Raw genomic sequence first — 15,632 nt, 5'->3', positions numbered from 1 at the left:
GGTTGGCATCCTTTTTAAATTTGATCGTTATGATTCGCTGGATTCTGTTTCTTCTTCAGCTTCTCTTTTTTTACGAAATTCGTCTTTGGATAGTTCATTGATGGTAACAGCATCCTCCAACTTATCAAATACTTTATTTTCACGAATGCTGGTCCGCAAACTTTCAAGCTGGTTTGGATTCTGAGCGTAGTAGCTCTTCATCTGGTCGACTGGAACACCGTGCCGGGCAGATTCCATCCCGATAAACTCATCAATATCTTCCGGTTTAATCTCAATATCGTCGAACTTCTCCTGAAGTTTCTCGCTAATAAACGCCCACTTCCCTTCGCGTATTGCCTGATCCCTGAGATTCTCCTTGTACTCCTCTTCATCAAAGTTCGGAGGCAACTGTCCACCTGACTGCTGCTTGGCGTAATCCACGTAAGAGTCCTGGATTTGGTTAACCATTACCTCAGGAATTTCAAAGTCATGAGCCTTGGCCAGCGCATCCACGGCGTCCTGGCGGAACATATCTTTTGCAGACTGATCGTAATACTGCTGCATACGGCTTTTAATATAGCTCTTAAACTCATCGATGTTCTTGGCCTCACCATTGCTTTGCTCTTTGGCAAACTCATCGGTCAGCTCGGCTTCATCCATCTTTTCAACCTTTTTAATGGTAACCTGAAAGTTGTCATGATCAACATCTTCGCCGAGCGACATTTTCACAACATCGCCTTTTTTATGGCCAACCAGGTGCTCCCTGAATTCTGCCGTTTGATCATCCCGAAGGTCGAGCTTTTGATCTTCATCCTTCTCGCCTTCAATAGGCTCGCCATCTTCATCAAGCGCAACCGCATCTACTGTTACCTGGCACTTCTCTGTAATTTCGGCATCGTCATCCTGCTCAACCCAATTGCCCTGACGTTCAAGTGTTCGCTGAATCTCTTCTTCCACTTCTTCATCGGTCACATCGTGCACCATTCGGTCAACCGTGATGCTTTCAAGATCTTCAAGCTCAAATTCAGGCTTTTTACCAACCTTAAATGTGACTTCAAGCTGATTATCTTCCCAGCTCATCTCTTTCATCTGGGTTTCGCCAACCGGTTCGTATTCAGGAACTATTTCATTCTCATAAACTTCCTGTACGTAGCTGTTGATTTCCTCCATTTCGATCTCTTTGCCGAATCGTTTTTTAATCAGCCCAACAGGAACATTTCCCGGACGAAAACCCGGCATCTGTATCTCTTTACGATATTTCTTGTAAGCCTTATTAAACTTTGGTTCGAGATCGGAGCGGTCTGCTTTGATAGTGATCTCTTTATCTACGGAGGTGATGTCCTGAACGGATAATTCCACTTGTATTTATTTAAGTTGGTAAGTTAACGATGAGAATGGATAAAAAATGTCGAATAATATCGTACGAGAGGGGGGACTCGAACCCCCACACCGGTAAGGGTACTAGATCCTAAATCTAGCGCGTCTACCAATTCCGCCACTCTCGCATTTCTATCGTGGTTTATATTTTTGAATCAGAGCCTAATAAATTACGGTTATTTTCGTCGTAGTTCAACCAGTATAGTCATTTTTATTTCACTGCATCTTATCACGTATCCCGATCTTTAATCTGCCTTGCGTCATCATCCGATTTACGGTTAATTTACTGGTTCAATTAGCCGATCATTTGGTCCCCGGTTTATGACTCACTTACGCATTTTATATGTTACAACAGAGAATCGCGATGAAGCCAGAAACATCGGCAGTGTTCTCGTTCAGCAGAAACTTTGTGCCTGCGTTAACATTTTAGACGGCATGGAATCGATATATTGGTGGGATGGCGAAGTTCAATCCGATACAGAATGTGTGCTGTTAGTAAAAACAACGGCTGAATACGTGCCAGCTGTCACAGAAACGATCCTCGACCTGCACAGCTACGATGTGCCATGCGTGATTTCTCTTCCACTGGCAGCAGATGAGGGAAACGAAGAGTATCTTCAGTGGATCCAAAACTCAGTTAAACACTCAACTCTTTAAAAAAATTACCGATGCCGCTACGTGTTGAACATACCGACCATGTTGTAACTGCAGCCGTCAACCGGCCCGGAGCGAGGAACGCCGTCAATTTTGAGCTGATGGACCGCCTGGAAGAGCTTGTGACTCAGCTTTCAGGCAACTCAAACGTACGATTGTTCATTCTTACCGGCAGCAATAACAGTTTCATATCCGGCGGCGACCTGCGGGAATTTCACCAGCTTAAATCAGCCGATGACGCAAAAAAGATGACCCGCCGGATGCTTCGTCTTCTCGACAAAATCCGCCAACTACCGTTCTGGACAATGGCTGCCCTCAATGGCGATACCTACGGGGGTGGGTGGGAAATCGCGGCCACTTTCGATTTCAGGGTTGCAAAACGAGACATCAACATCGGGTTTACCCAGGGGAAATTCTACCTGCCGCCCGGCTGGGGAGGTGTGGCAAGTTTAACAAAACTTATCCCAAAAAAGAAAGCGCTCTACTGGCTGGCAACACAGCGCGTTATTTCTGCAGATGAGGCTTATCAGTCAGGTTTTGCAGACGAACTGCTTGATGAAGACACCTACCCGGCCTCACTCCAGGCAATAATTGACCGGCTCACGCGTAACGATCGTCCGTTTATTGAGTATCTGAAAAAAAGCGCCCAATTTGATAATCCTACTCAAGAGGTTGAACCGTTCAGTACATTTTGGGAAAGTGACGAACATCGCGACCGGGTGCAGGCATTTTTAGACCGCAAGAAATCTTAATCCTCAAAAAAACCTCCAAGGTTTTGCCCCGAAGGGATCGCTTTGCGGAAAACCTTGGAGGTTTACTTTATCGTCATGCCGGACCCCGATCCGGCATTTCCCATTTGCGTTCAGACTGAAAATTCTGTCCGTGGATAGTATTTTTATGGTAGCGAATATGGGAGATCCCGCATCAAGTGCGGGATGACGTTGGTACCGTCTTTAATAGACAGCCTGAATTCCAAGCATAACTCTCCAAGGGTTGCGAACCCTTGGAGAGTTGGGTTTCCTAATGAATCATTTGCTGAACCACAGTGTTTTGCAATGGAGTTCGTATCTTTACAAAAACAATTTCTGAATAACACTTCCCAAGATGGCCCGTAAGTCTTTCGACATTCCCAAAATGTACAGATCGCCAATTATCCGTAAGGTAAAGGAGGCGAATAAAGTAACCGATCCACGTAAAAAAGATCTGGACCCTACTGAGTTGGATTTTGGGCCCGTTCAAATCCTTATTCCCCGTCACTTTGGATTCTGTTACGGCGTCGAAAACGCGATTGATATTGCGTATCGCACAGTGGAATCAAACCCTGACAAAAACATATACCTCCTCAGTGAGATGATTCACAACCCTACTGTAAACGAGGATCTTCTCGATAAGGGCGTCAGATTTTTGTTTGATACAGACGGCACAGTGCGCATTCCTATTGAATCCCTCAAGGAGGATGATATTGTTATTGTGCCGGCGTTTGGAACAACTCTTGCCATCCAGGAAAAACTGCAAAAACAGGGTATAGATCCATATCAATACAACACAACCTGCCCCTTTGTTGAGAAGGTTTGGAAACGGGGCTCACAGCTTGGTAAAAAAGGGTACAGCCTGGTGGTTCACGGCAAGCATGAGCACGAAGAAACCCGTGCTACTTTTTCCCACAGCGCTGATCATTCGTCAACCGTTGTAGTACTAAATCCTGAAGAAGCGCATATCCTGGCTGAGATTATGACGGAAGAGCGCCCGCTGTCCGACTTTGAAAAACACTTTGGCCACAAAAGCACGGAAGGGTTTAATCCGCGTGAAGATCTGGAGTTCTTTGGCGTTATTAATCAAACCACCATGCTGGCTACCGAAACGCAAGAGGTGATGAACATCTTGAAAGAGGCCGCCAAAAAACGGTTTGGTGAAGAGAATGTCCAAAAACATTTCGCCGACACGTCCGACACGCTCTGCTACGCCACAAATGAAAACCAGTCGGCAACATACGCCCTTGCAGACGCCAATCCCGATCTGGCAATTGTAGTGGGTGGCTACAATTCATCGAACACAATGCACCTGGTCGAAATCCTGGAAGAATACTGCCCCACCTACCATATCCGGGATGCGAATGAGTTCGATTCACCCGATGAAATCCTCCACTTTGATCAGTGGGACAAAGAGATGAAAGAGACGTCTGACTGGCTGCCCGATTTGGACCGGCCGCTGCGAATAGCACTCACCTCCGGCGCATCGTGCCCGGATATTCTCGTTGATGAAGTCCTCTTAAAACTTCTCACGTTTTTCGAGAATACACGTGAAATCGATGATGTGATTAAACCATTCGAAAAAACAATGGCAGCGGCTACGTAGATAAGGAAATTTTATTGGGGTGGAATTGTGGCAGGCTCCTGATTTTACCCAAAAGGCTGGGCAACACTTTTGGGGAGGTGACAGGATTAATTCTCCCATTGAGGGGAGTCCACGCCTTGGCGTGGGAGGGGTGTCCAGTGAGTTAGTCGAGGTTTTTAAAATCTGTCATCGGCAGTAAGATCTCAACAGTAAGTCATTTATGATCCAAAAATTGATCCATCACGACTCGATCTAAAAAAACTCATTCGATGACGAAGCGGTACTAATCGGGTACAATATTATAATATGATACGCGCGTAGGCTGAAAATTCCGAAGGCGCACATCATACTCGTCTGTCACCTTCTCAAGTTCTGGAGTTATCAAACCAGTTGTATCTTGCTGAAGTCGTTCAAAATCCACGAATGCGACGAACGGGCGAATACTCTGCACATCGTTGTAGTGCTGCAACGGCACATCATACTTAACGAGGATTGAGGATGGCGAAAACGTGACCGCCCTTCCGGATGGCAGACCCCGCGAACGAACGGGAATTCTTACCTCGGCTTCGGTGAACTCTGCAATCTCGGCCCGGAATGTGACCGACGCCGGGCTGATTGAAATTCCGGGACCGGGTGATTGCAAATCAACTGTAAGTTCCAGATCGGTGCTTACGTCATCAATTTCTGACTCAACTGTATTCCATGTTGTCACATCTTCAACTCGCGATGCGGGCCCGGTAACGGTAATACTGTCCGGGCTGAGCTGCGTTGGCCCGAGTACTCCATATTGATTCCCGGTACTTACTTCTATTTGTGAAACAACCGGTACTTTTTTCGATACCCGCATTTCGGTTTCAATCTCTAAAAACATGGGGTCTACCTGCATCACGCTTACGTCAGACATCGAACTGATTTGCTGACGAACCTGCTCGAACATGTTCACCTGCTGCGCTTCTACATTTAACGTAACCTTCGGCGGGTTGATGTAAAGATTAAACAAGCTCCATCCCTCTCCGCTCACGCTCACGGCGGCGTTATCGGGCACTTCTGTACTCAATGCAATATCTTCCGGCAAATTGGTTATTTGGATGGGCAGCATCATCGTCATATTGTAATCACGGCCCATGTTTACAATAAACCAGAGCGCCAGGGAGAAAAGCATCGCAAAGGTGAACGCAAAAATTTTGTGTTTAGTAAACCACTTATCATCCTCATCTTCACTCTCTTCCAGCTTGAACCGGCTGGAAAAAAAGTTGGAAATACTGCTCATCGCGTTTTTAAATAGACTCATAATACTAAAATATGTAATTTTTCATGAAGCTCTGACAACAATTTCCTGGACCACCTTATTGCCTACTTTCTCATTCAGTCTTTTTGCGATGGAAAAACGCTTCATGTGTATTTCGTGGCGCCACGCACTATTATCCACTTCCAGCACAAGCCGGTTTCCCTCAAAGTGCAGATTCTTACTTACCGCCGCAATCTTATCCCCCACAATTTCGGGCCATACGTGCAGTACCATTCCCCGCTGCAGTTTAGTGCGGTGGGGAATCCGTTTCATGAACTCCTTCAGGAGCTCATCCATCGATTGTGGTTTATTTCCAAATGCCATAACTAAACCTAATATTTTTTGTGAACTTGTCCGTTTTCTACCCTGAACCAGCTGTTGGAAGATGACTCTTTAAATTGTGATTCTAAAAAAGGTTTTTCAGCCGCCGATGTTATAAACGTTTGCCCGGAATGTTTCGTCAGTGTTTCCATTATAATTGTGACTTTCTGCTGATCCAGGTTCCCAAACAAATCATCCAGCAGCATCACAGGCAAATCGTCCAGCTGATCTGAATAGTAAAACAGCTGGGCCATTTTCAGCGCCATCGAAAACAATCGATGCTGACCCTGTGATCCAAAATTTCGCAGCTCCATGTCATCCAGGTAAAATACCACCTCATCTCTATGAGGGCCATACAGCGTCTGTTCCCGCTCGATCTCTTTCTCCAGGTTATCCTGGAGAATTGATGCGTACTCCGTTGCAATTTGCTCTGTATCTTCCGGGTTTTTAAGGATGGTTTGATAGTCGAGATCGGGCTTCAGTTTCAGCTCCGATATGGTTCGGTACTGAAATTCCAGGTACCGCTTAAACTGCTTCAGCACCTCTGCCCGTTTGGCGATAAGGCGTGATCCTGTCTCCACAAGCTGCAGGTTCCACGGTTCAAGATAGGTTTTAAGCAGATCTCGCGGCCCGCGAAACTCCTGGAGCAGCTTATTCCGCTGTTTGCGAATGTGGCGAAATTCCATCAGATCTCTGAGGTATTTAGGTGATATCTGGCTGATCATGCTGTCGAGAAATGAGCGCCGTTCAGCCGGCCCTTCAGCCGTCAGCTTCAGGTCTTCCGGACTCATGACCACCACCGGAACCATCCCAATAAGATCTGACAGGCGCGGCAGCGGGCTGTCGTTCACAAAGATCTTTTTCCCTTCACCGCGCGAATAGCTGCACGACACTTTGAACGACTGGCGGATCTCCCCTTCAAAATCGCCATCAATCATAAAATATTTCTCTTCCCAGTTGGCCACATACTGGTCGCTGGTGGCCACAAAACTCCGGCTCATGCATAAATAGTGTATAGCATCGATAATGTTCGTTTTACCGGCGCCATTTGGCCCTGTGATTAAATTAAGGTGTGGAGCAAAGTGGATTTCTGAGTCCTTGTGATTTCTGAAATTTCTTAGTTTTAGCCGGTTGATTCGCATGCACACAAGATAACAAATAATATAGGCTTCGTTCATTCATTTGATCGGGCAACTAATCTGCGAAGATTTTGATAGAGATCTCTTTGGTTTGATACGACGGCCCGGCGAAACAATACTGTAATCGGGTAGGAAGATAGGGATTAATTCCCTATCTGTCCTCCCACACCACCGCACGTACCGGTCTGGTATACGGCGGTTTATTACCTAAGCATCACTTCATCCACCGGTGCACACAAAACCTCGGCTCTGTCCAGATGCCTTCGGGTTCTGCCCTATCTTCTCCGAATCAGTCCCAATATAGAATTGGGGTTGGCTGCCTTTTGGCTTTGTCCAACCAATGTACAAATAACCAGGCAATATTTGGCCCTTCTCACCTCTTTGGGAGATGATACTATGGCCTCGGTTGACTTCTGGCCTCAACGACCAGAGATCCCCGGGTAAGGGCAACTGCTTTCCTCGCATCTATCCGCCACATTTACGCTTGCAGGCTCCCGGACAACCATTGGGCTTGATCTTGTTTAGCAGACTTGCCCGCCTGCACCGCCTCCGTATGTGGTTCCTGTTCGTCGGATCGCGACGTTGCCTTAGACTTCCTTCAGATTCCACCTCACGGTGGACACCCTTATCCTCAGCTAACACTTCCCGTCATCAGGGCGTGTTCGGGACTCTCACCCTATAGCAACTGCGCCATGCCGGGCGCACCAAAAAAAAGGCTGTGTTAAGTGAATAACACAGCCTTTTTAATATTTGGGAAAATTGAATTTCCTTAGTTGTTGTTTTCCCAGTTTGTTTCACTGGTTGGTTTTTCTAACTGTGTAAACACCGTTCCGTAACGAGCATCAATCTCATTCAAGCGATCATATCTTCTGGCATCTATCCAGCGGTGCCCCCCTTCTGCCCAAAGTGAATAACGTCGCTCAAACAACATCTGATCAATGACTTCGGCCGTATTTGTTAAAGTAACCGGTGTCAGTCCCCATGTACTACGGATCAGGTTGATCGCTGCTTCTGCATCAGCTATATCCGTTCTCTGATTTCTCTGAGCAAGAGCTTCGGCGTAAATAAGGATCAACTCCTCATTTCTCAGGTATGGTATCGATGATGTATTACTTGCCCATCGTGCATCCTGGTAGCTTGCCGCTTCGGGCACATTCGCATTGGTTACCGGGTTTGTGCGTTCAAAGAACTTATTCTCAACCCTTAGATCTCCTGGTTCAGCGTCCTCAATCATTGAAGGATGAACCACCATGATCTGATTAGTATTTGCATCCAATGGGTAGAATAATGGGTTGAATGAATCCGGTGGGTTACCATATACATGGTACACACCAACGTTCATGCTCGCCTCGCCTGCGGTAAGATCCATGAAGGAATCATCTAATGCATCCAGTGCACCGGTCCAGTCTTCTGCATAGATAGAGGCACGGGCTTTAATAGCACGGTTAACCTGCTGCAAACCGGCAACTGAATCGAAACCATACTCACCAAAGCCTTCCGTTAAACTAAATGGCAACGTTGATGAAGCATTGTTCAAATCAGCATTCGCCTCATCCAGTAGATTCAGTATCTCTGTCAGAGCATCATCGTAACTGAGAAACGGTCCCGGATTAAGCGGTTCATCAACATCAATACGAATACCATTTTGGTATTGACCATGAAGCGGGATCAAATACTGAAATGCTTTGATCGTTTTGGAAAAACCTAAAATTGCATTCTTTTCTGCATCAGTAACACTGGTTGTGTTTTCTGCTGCTCCAATAAGCAAATTGGCTTGTTTTATTGTCTGATAGGGTGTGTTATAAACTCCGCCTGAACCAAAGAAATTTGGATAGGGAGTTATACCTTCTTGTCCTAACCAGTCAATGGTAAATCGTGGATCTGATTCGAAAAATGCCCATACCTCACGACCAAATGAACCGTAAAGTTCAGTAGCATTATCGAAATAATTTCGATGACGGGCCTCGAGGCCAGTTACCATATTTTGAAGTTCACCACGGGATGCATCCTGTAACACACCTGCAACAGAAGGGTTGTTAGGATCGAAAACCTCGTCAACCTCCGTCAAATTACAACCTGTTATCATAAAAGCTGATAACAGTACAATAGCAGTACTAAATATATAATGTTTAATGTTTTTCATGATAATCATTCTTAAAAGTCCAGGTTAATGTGAAAGAATACTCTCCTTGAACTCGGATAAGGAGTAACCTCTACCGATTGAGCTACAGGCTGAGCGCCAAAGTTAGACACTTCAGGATCATAGCTGTTGTAATCGGAGAACAAGAGAAGATTCTTGCCTGAAACACCTAATCTGATTCTTTGAATGTTTAAACCTTCAACCAAGTTTGTTGGCACGGTGTAGTACAAACCAACTTCTCTTAGCTTCAAATAAGTTGCATCGTCAACAAAACGACTAGGATTAAAAGGACCGCGATCGAGGCCGTTTGGTGTACCATCACCATCAGAATCTTCGCTCCAGTCTGGTGTGTTACCACCACCATCTAGCAAGAATCTTGTCAGATCAATGTTATCTGCACCTTTGCTGTATTGAAATAGGAAACTAAACTCAAAGTTGGCAAGGAAGTTCAGTTCATTATACCATGACATTTGGTAATCAGGCTGAGCATCACCGTAAAATGTGAGACCAGGATCTTGTGGATTACCTACAATCGTTGTAGGTGAAAATCCTTCACGGATCAGATACTGCCCAAGTGAAAGACCAAATCCGCCGGTTTCATCTGATGGAATATCCAACCTTGTGATCTCTGAATCATTCTTCCAGTACAGCACTTTTGTAACCCATGACAGATTAGCATTACGTACTGGAGAGGCTGTCAAACTAAGCTCTATACCTTTATTCTCAAGATCAGCCGCATTGGTTGCAATTTGAGTAATTCCTGTTGAGGCAGGTGGGTTTTGGTCAAGAATCAGGTCACGTACTTCTTTAATGTAGTATGTAGCTTCTAAACCGATCTTACCCTGGAAGGCACTGATATCTGCACCAAATTCGATCTCACTGGCGGTTTCAGGTCTAAGATTCGGGTCAATATCTCTTGTTGATATGACAGATCCTAAACTTCCACCAATATTCACACCAGTCAGAGCTTCAAAGGTTGAACCAAATGATGCTTTACCACCGGTTTCACCATAAGCTGTTCTCAGTTTTAACTGGTCGATTTGATCGATATTCCAGAAATCGAAGCTGGTTAGGTTAGCAGCAAGTGAAGCCTTAGGGAAAGCATAGAACTCATTTTGCATGGCGTTCAGTGTTGATTTGTCAAAACGAACACCTACCGTTCCGATCAACTTATCTTCCCAGTTGATCTCTTCCTGCGCAACCAATCCGATCTCAGATACTTCCTGGAAAGTTTGCCCAAAAACAGATTGAACCTGAGCTTGATTCAAGTTTGTTTGTCCCGGAGCCAACCCTCTACCTCTATTCAACAGACGATTAGATTCTTCATAGATGCGGGTATAACCCAACTGTGTACTAAAGTTTAATCCTTCCAAATCAATATTGTGAACCAGAAAAGCCTGCAAATTCAGATTGAAATTATCCTGTTTACCATGGATTACATCACCCGGCGTAGCACTTGCCTGCTGTGACTGGAACCATTCCGGAAAATAAACTTCAGAGTTAGCATTCAGATAATCAAAACCAACCTGTGTGTTGAAACTCAGGAAGCTGTTGGCATCAGAATAAAGCTGTGCCTCTAACCGAAGACTCTGCAGAAATCGATTTACGATCTGATTATTAACCGCATGATCGCGCAATGCGTAAGGATTTTCTGCAAAATATGGGTTATCTGGATATATGCCATTTGCATCCGGTCTCAGATCAGCATAGCTGGGTACATAAGCAATGTTGTATCCAATACTACCGCCAGTACCATTCTGATTACCGGTAAATCCTCGATCAGAATCAGTTCTTACAAAGTTAGAAGTAGAAGAAACTGAAATATTGCTGTTAATAGAATGATCTAAATTTAAGCGAATATTATTTCTCTTAAATCCTGTATTCTGAATAATACCTTCTTCATCCTGAAGTCCTGCACTTATATAGAATTGTGTTTTATCGCTACCGCCGGATGCACTTATTTGAGTATTTGTAAGTAAACCGGTCTCACCATACATCTCTTCTTCATAATCCAGAAGATTTCCGTTCTGTCGAAATTTGGCCAATTCCTGATTTCTTCTGGCAACAGCTTCAGGAGAAGTTCCACTATAAATCAAATTGATCTTATTTTCACTCCACTGATCAAATCCAAGTAGATTCAAAGATGAAGTAAATCCAACATCTTGTCTGATGCTTACTCTGGTCTCTCCTGCTTTACCTTTTTTGGTGGTTATGATGATTACACCTGCATTCGCACGGCTACCATAAATTGCAGCAGCAGAAGGACCTTTTAGAACCTCGATTGATTCGATGTCATCCGGGTTTAGATCAGATATACGGCTGGCAACACCATCCTGACTTGCACCACCGGCTCCACTTACAGATGAGCGACCTGTTGAGATAACAGAGTTATCAACGTAGATACCGTCAATCACATAAAGTGGCTGAGATGAACCTGCACCCAAAGTTGAAATACCACGTAACTGAACGTTGCTTCCACCACCGGGAGCTCCACCGCTGGCAACAATATTAACACCGGGAAGTTTGCCCGATAAGGCACCATCAATAGATTCGCTTACAGTTGCTCCTGTAAGTTCCTCAGCAGATATTGTACTTACTGCATTTGCAAGATTACTTCTTTTAACTGTTGAGGCCAGGCCTGTCACAACTACTTCATCGAGCCTTGAAATATCGGGGGATAGTTCAATAACAAGATCGACTATAGAATTACCGTTACTTGCTACTTCTACATTTTTTGTGAGATAACCAATATACGTCACTCTCAAGGTTGCAGACTCTGCTGGTAAATCGAGTGTGAATTGACCGTTGATATCGGTTGCAGCTCCGTCACCAGTTTCTGTATCGACAACAGTTACGCCGAATAACGGCTCATCGCTTTCTGAATCAATCACGGTCCCGTTCACTGTAAATTGTGAATAGACATTGCTTGAAAAGAAAAGCAAAAACAACGGTAGCAAGAGTGTTGCTTTGTAATATTTTTTCATAGAAATAAATTAGCTTTGTAAATATTTAACTGTACCTGATAGTACTTAATTTAATTTAAACCATAACGGTACTTAAATTATGCCACCTAATGTGCTTCATTTAATATCGAAAATCAACAGTCTTTTAGTTAGATCCTTACCAGTTTAGATAATAGGGTTCTTTCAAAGTCTGCCTGAGACGCAAATATTGTTTTTACTTGCACATACGCCTCTCCTATCTCGATTTTTATATCTCTCGGTTAAGATGAATCAGCCCAAGGACTACTGCTCATAAGCCCGGGTGGCTTGTAGTTTTATTGCAATGACGATAACGCAATATCATCTCCAAAAAAAGCCTCCCGGCTCTCACCGAAAGGCTTTATAATTTTTATATCAAATGGAGTTAACCAGCCTCTACCCGTTAAAGGTATCTCTGCCAAGAAACAGGGCTGCATCCCCCAGCTCTTCTTCAATCCGAAGCAGCTGATTGTATTTCGCTATCCGATCCGTCCGGCTCATCGAGCCTGTTTTGATCTGGCCGGCATTTGTTGCCACGGCAAGATCTGCTATGGTCGTATCTTCGGTTTCGCCTGACCGGTGAGAAATCACGGAAGTGTAGCCGTTTTTATGGGCCATTTCAATGGCATCGAGTGTTTCGGTAAGGGTCCCAATCTGGTTTACTTTAACAAGAATGGAGTTGGCAATGCCTTCCTCAATTCCGCGGGCAAGACGCTCGGTATTGGTAACAAACAGGTCATCGCCCACCAGCTGAACTTTATCGCCAATGGCATCGGTAAGAGTTTTCCAGCCGTTCCAGTCATCTTCGTACATGCCGTCTTCAATCGAAATTATCGGGTATTTTTCGACCCAAGATGCCCAGTACTCAACCATTTCATCGGCATCACGCACCGACCCGTCGCTCCACTTGAACTCGTATACTTTTTTCTCGGTATCGTAAAACTCGGAGCTTGCCGGGTCGAGCGCAATTAATACTTCGTCGCCGGGTGTGTAGCCTGCTTTTTCGATGGCGGTCAGGATCACTTCAAGAGCTTCTTCATTTGATTTAAGGTTGGGTGCAAAGCCGCCCTCATCTCCCACAGATGTATTGTAGCCTTTAGAGGATAGAACTTTTTTCAGATTGTGAAAAATTTCCGCCCCCATTCTCACTGCTTCACTGAACGTCTCAGCACCAACAGGCATAATCATGAATTCCTGGGGATCTACGTTATTATCTGCGTGAGATCCGCCGTTGATGATATTCATCATCGGAAGCGGGAGTACCTTGGAGTTTACGCCTCCAAGATATCGCCAGAGCGGAAGGCCTGTTGCCATCGCAGCAGCCTTGGAAACTGCCATGGATACGCCCAGAAGTGCATTGGCACCCAGTTTACTTTTATTTGGTGTACCATCAAGATCAATCAGCATTTGATCAATATCTACCTGCATAGTGGACGGATACCCGAGAAGTTCATCGGCAATTACATTATTAACATTATCGACCGCATTTTTAACACTTTTACCAAGGTAGTAATCAGCGTCACCATCACGCAGTTCAACTGCCTCAAATTCTCCAGTGGAGGCTCCTGATGGAACGGCAGCCCTTCCCAAAATTCCGCTTTCAAGAATTACATCAACTTCAACGGTTGGATTGCCTCGTGAGTCCAGTATTTGTCGTGCAGAAATATCTTCTATTAAACTCATATTTTTAATCTCTGTGTTGTTTAGGTTGTTTGAAATTACAATGTACAGTATAAATTCATCTCTATAAAATACAAGACGATGCAACAAACTCCCATTTTGCTTTACGATATTGATGGTACCCTGCTGAATGTCCACCGCGAGTTTATCCTGGGAATTATTGAAAGGGAGCTATCTCGTTATAATATCGAAAAACCCGATGCAAATACACGTTCATTTGCCGGACGAACAGACCGTGGGATTTTTATGGAACTGATCGGCGATGTGCCAAATGCTCAGGAACTCCTGAACACATTAATGGATAAATATGCAGAGGCGATGGCGCGGCACCTTACCCGGGAATTTATTCAGCTGCACAACGGTGCTTTTGAATCTGTGGAAGAAGCTGTTTCTCTGGACATTCCCGTGGGGCTCTGTACTGGAAATGTCCGGGCTGTGGCTATGGAGAAGGTTAAAACCGCGGGATTCCCGGATACGTTTAAGTTTGGCGGTTTTGGTGAGGTGTCGGAGGATCGCAATGAGCTCCCGGGGGAAGCCGATCGCGAGTATAAATCTCTTTTTAGTGACCGCCCCGAGCCCGGACGATATGTTATTATTGGCGATACGCCCAACGATATTCGATGTGCAAAGCACTTTGGTGCTAAATCAGTAGCCGTAACTACCGGGGGATTCTCAGAAAAAGAGCTGGCCACTCATAAACCAGACTTAGTGATCTCGTCGCTGCACAATCCCAAGGGCTGGCTGAAAGAACTTGGATTTAAAAATTTCAGCTAACGTTATTTTACCAAAGACTTCCGAACGTAACGGTAATCTGCGGTGTACCAAAGAACTTCTGGGCGTCAAAGTATGGTTCTAATAATATTTCACCCGGATTATTGGGGTCTTCTTGAAATGGACTCTCGCCTGGCGGCACTCCTTCACGTAAATCAGGCTGTGTGGGGGTCATCATCTGAATGCCGTCAGGGTAATAGTTCATATAGTACCCAAACTCTATGCTGGTAACTTTGCTGAAATTCCGCCCCACGTCTACGCCGATTTTAAATTCGCCTGCGCCGCCGAAATGCCAGTCGCCTTCACTCCAGCCGGTAAATATATCGTTGACCTGCTCGAAGTTATCGTTAAACTGCTCACGATAGCCGTTATTATTGCGGTCATTAAAGTATGGATATGAAAATGCGGCAACTCCACCCACAGACGCTGACACAAAAAAGCGATACTGATCCTGAACCTTATCAGCAAAGAGTCTCTTCCTCAAACCAATCATAGCAGGAAAGGCAAATGCCCGCTGATATTTATTCGGAACAACCTGCTGGCCAAAGAACACGTCCGTAAAGGTTTGCTCTGAGGCATCCCTCAATCCTGTAATTCTCATATTAAAAACTCCTTCCATCTGCGGTGCCAGCACCCGCCGATATTGACCGCCTATCCCGAATCCAAAATTATTGACAACAAAATCGAAAGTCAGGCCAGATTGATAGTGCCTGTTAAGTGGAGTGCTGACTCTTTCCTCCATTATGAGATCGGGTTCACTAATTTGAGTCTGCGCACTAACATATTGAAAAGTGCCCAGAATAGTTGAAAAAGCTATAATGAGCAAAAATGTCTTAAATATTTTCATATAAAAAATGTTGTTGAATTTTCTTTTCAAACGTTACTTAGCGCCTTAGCATTGCATAAATTATCTACAATATAAAAATGTTATTGTAAATCTTTTCAGACTCTATTTGATTATTGTTTGA

General features: G+C 44.7%; 12 protein-coding genes and 1 tRNA gene. 4 read left to right on the top strand and 9 right to left on the bottom strand.

The window, feature by feature from the left end; translation table 11 throughout:
• Window positions 1–27: 27 nt before the first annotated feature.
• A complete protein-coding gene (gene tig / locus AABW11_RS07030) occupies window positions 28–1,338 on the bottom strand; it encodes a trigger factor (RefSeq protein WP_340104089.1) in 1,311 nt (436 codons plus the stop codon).
• A gap of 62 nt (window positions 1,339–1,400) precedes the next feature.
• Window positions 1,401–1,484, bottom strand: a tRNA-Leu gene (locus AABW11_RS07025).
• Window positions 1,485–1,677: 193 nt separating this feature from the next.
• On the opposite strand from AABW11_RS07025, the gene cutA reads away from it, so the two are divergent.
• From cutA to AABW11_RS07010, 3 genes are all read left to right on the top strand, one after another.
• Window positions 1,678–2,013: a divalent-cation tolerance protein CutA gene (gene cutA / locus AABW11_RS07020; RefSeq protein ID WP_340104088.1), complete on the top strand. Its 336-nt coding sequence runs from the start codon at window positions 1,678–1,680 to the stop codon at window positions 2,011–2,013.
• Between the two features lie 11 nt (window positions 2,014–2,024).
• Window positions 2,025–2,762 (top strand): enoyl-CoA hydratase/isomerase family protein, encoded by a 738-nt coding sequence (locus tag AABW11_RS07015; RefSeq protein ID WP_340104087.1) that lies wholly within the window; start codon window positions 2,025–2,027, stop codon window positions 2,760–2,762.
• A gap of 352 nt (window positions 2,763–3,114) precedes the next feature.
• A complete protein-coding gene (locus tag AABW11_RS07010; RefSeq protein WP_340104086.1) occupies window positions 3,115–4,365 on the top strand; it encodes a 4-hydroxy-3-methylbut-2-enyl diphosphate reductase in 1,251 nt (416 codons plus the stop codon).
• A 262-nt stretch (window positions 4,366–4,627) separates the two neighbouring features.
• Here AABW11_RS07010 and AABW11_RS07005 read toward each other — a convergent pair whose 3' ends face one another.
• From AABW11_RS07005 to eno, 6 genes are all read right to left on the bottom strand, one after another.
• The gene (locus tag AABW11_RS07005) at window positions 4,628–5,635 is read right to left on the bottom strand and encodes a CdaR family protein (protein WP_340104085.1); all 1,008 of its coding nucleotides are present in this window, start codon (window positions 5,633–5,635) and stop codon (window positions 4,628–4,630) included.
• A gap of 21 nt (window positions 5,636–5,656) precedes the next feature.
• Window positions 5,657–5,956, bottom strand: coding sequence for a DUF721 domain-containing protein (locus AABW11_RS07000; protein ID WP_340104084.1), 300 nt, complete (start codon window positions 5,954–5,956; stop codon window positions 5,657–5,659).
• 8 nt (window positions 5,957–5,964) lie between these two features.
• On the bottom strand, window positions 5,965–7,131 hold the full coding sequence (gene recF, locus AABW11_RS06995) for a DNA replication/repair protein RecF (protein ID WP_340104083.1): 1,167 nt from the start codon (window positions 7,129–7,131) through the stop codon (window positions 5,965–5,967).
• A gap of 730 nt (window positions 7,132–7,861) precedes the next feature.
• On the bottom strand, window positions 7,862–9,235 hold the full coding sequence (locus tag AABW11_RS06990; RefSeq protein WP_340104082.1) for a RagB/SusD family nutrient uptake outer membrane protein: 1,374 nt from the start codon (window positions 9,233–9,235) through the stop codon (window positions 7,862–7,864).
• Window positions 9,236–9,246: 11 nt separating this feature from the next.
• Window positions 9,247–12,216 carry a SusC/RagA family TonB-linked outer membrane protein gene (locus tag AABW11_RS06985; protein WP_340104081.1) on the bottom strand — a complete coding sequence of 990 codons (2,970 nt, stop codon included), beginning with the start codon at window positions 12,214–12,216 and terminating at the stop codon, window positions 9,247–9,249.
• 393 nt (window positions 12,217–12,609) lie between these two features.
• Window positions 12,610–13,896: a phosphopyruvate hydratase gene (gene eno, locus AABW11_RS06980; RefSeq protein ID WP_340104080.1), complete on the bottom strand. Its 1,287-nt coding sequence runs from the start codon at window positions 13,894–13,896 to the stop codon at window positions 12,610–12,612.
• A gap of 78 nt (window positions 13,897–13,974) precedes the next feature.
• Here eno and AABW11_RS06975 point away from each other — a divergent pair, with 78 nt between their 5' ends.
• Window positions 13,975–14,667 carry an HAD family hydrolase gene (locus tag AABW11_RS06975; protein ID WP_340104079.1) on the top strand — a complete coding sequence of 231 codons (693 nt, stop codon included), beginning with the start codon at window positions 13,975–13,977 and terminating at the stop codon, window positions 14,665–14,667.
• 7 nt (window positions 14,668–14,674) lie between these two features.
• On the opposite strand, the gene AABW11_RS06970 is transcribed toward AABW11_RS06975, so the two are convergent.
• Window positions 14,675–15,511 (bottom strand): hypothetical protein, encoded by an 837-nt coding sequence (locus AABW11_RS06970; RefSeq protein ID WP_340104078.1) that lies wholly within the window; start codon window positions 15,509–15,511, stop codon window positions 14,675–14,677.
• Between the last annotated feature and the right edge of the window lie 121 nt (window positions 15,512–15,632).

The organism is Rhodohalobacter sp. 8-1 (assembly GCF_038150125.1).
GTDB lineage: Bacteria > Bacteroidota > Rhodothermia > Balneolales > Balneolaceae > SW132.
This window is presented reverse-complemented; position numbering and strand designations above follow the sequence as displayed.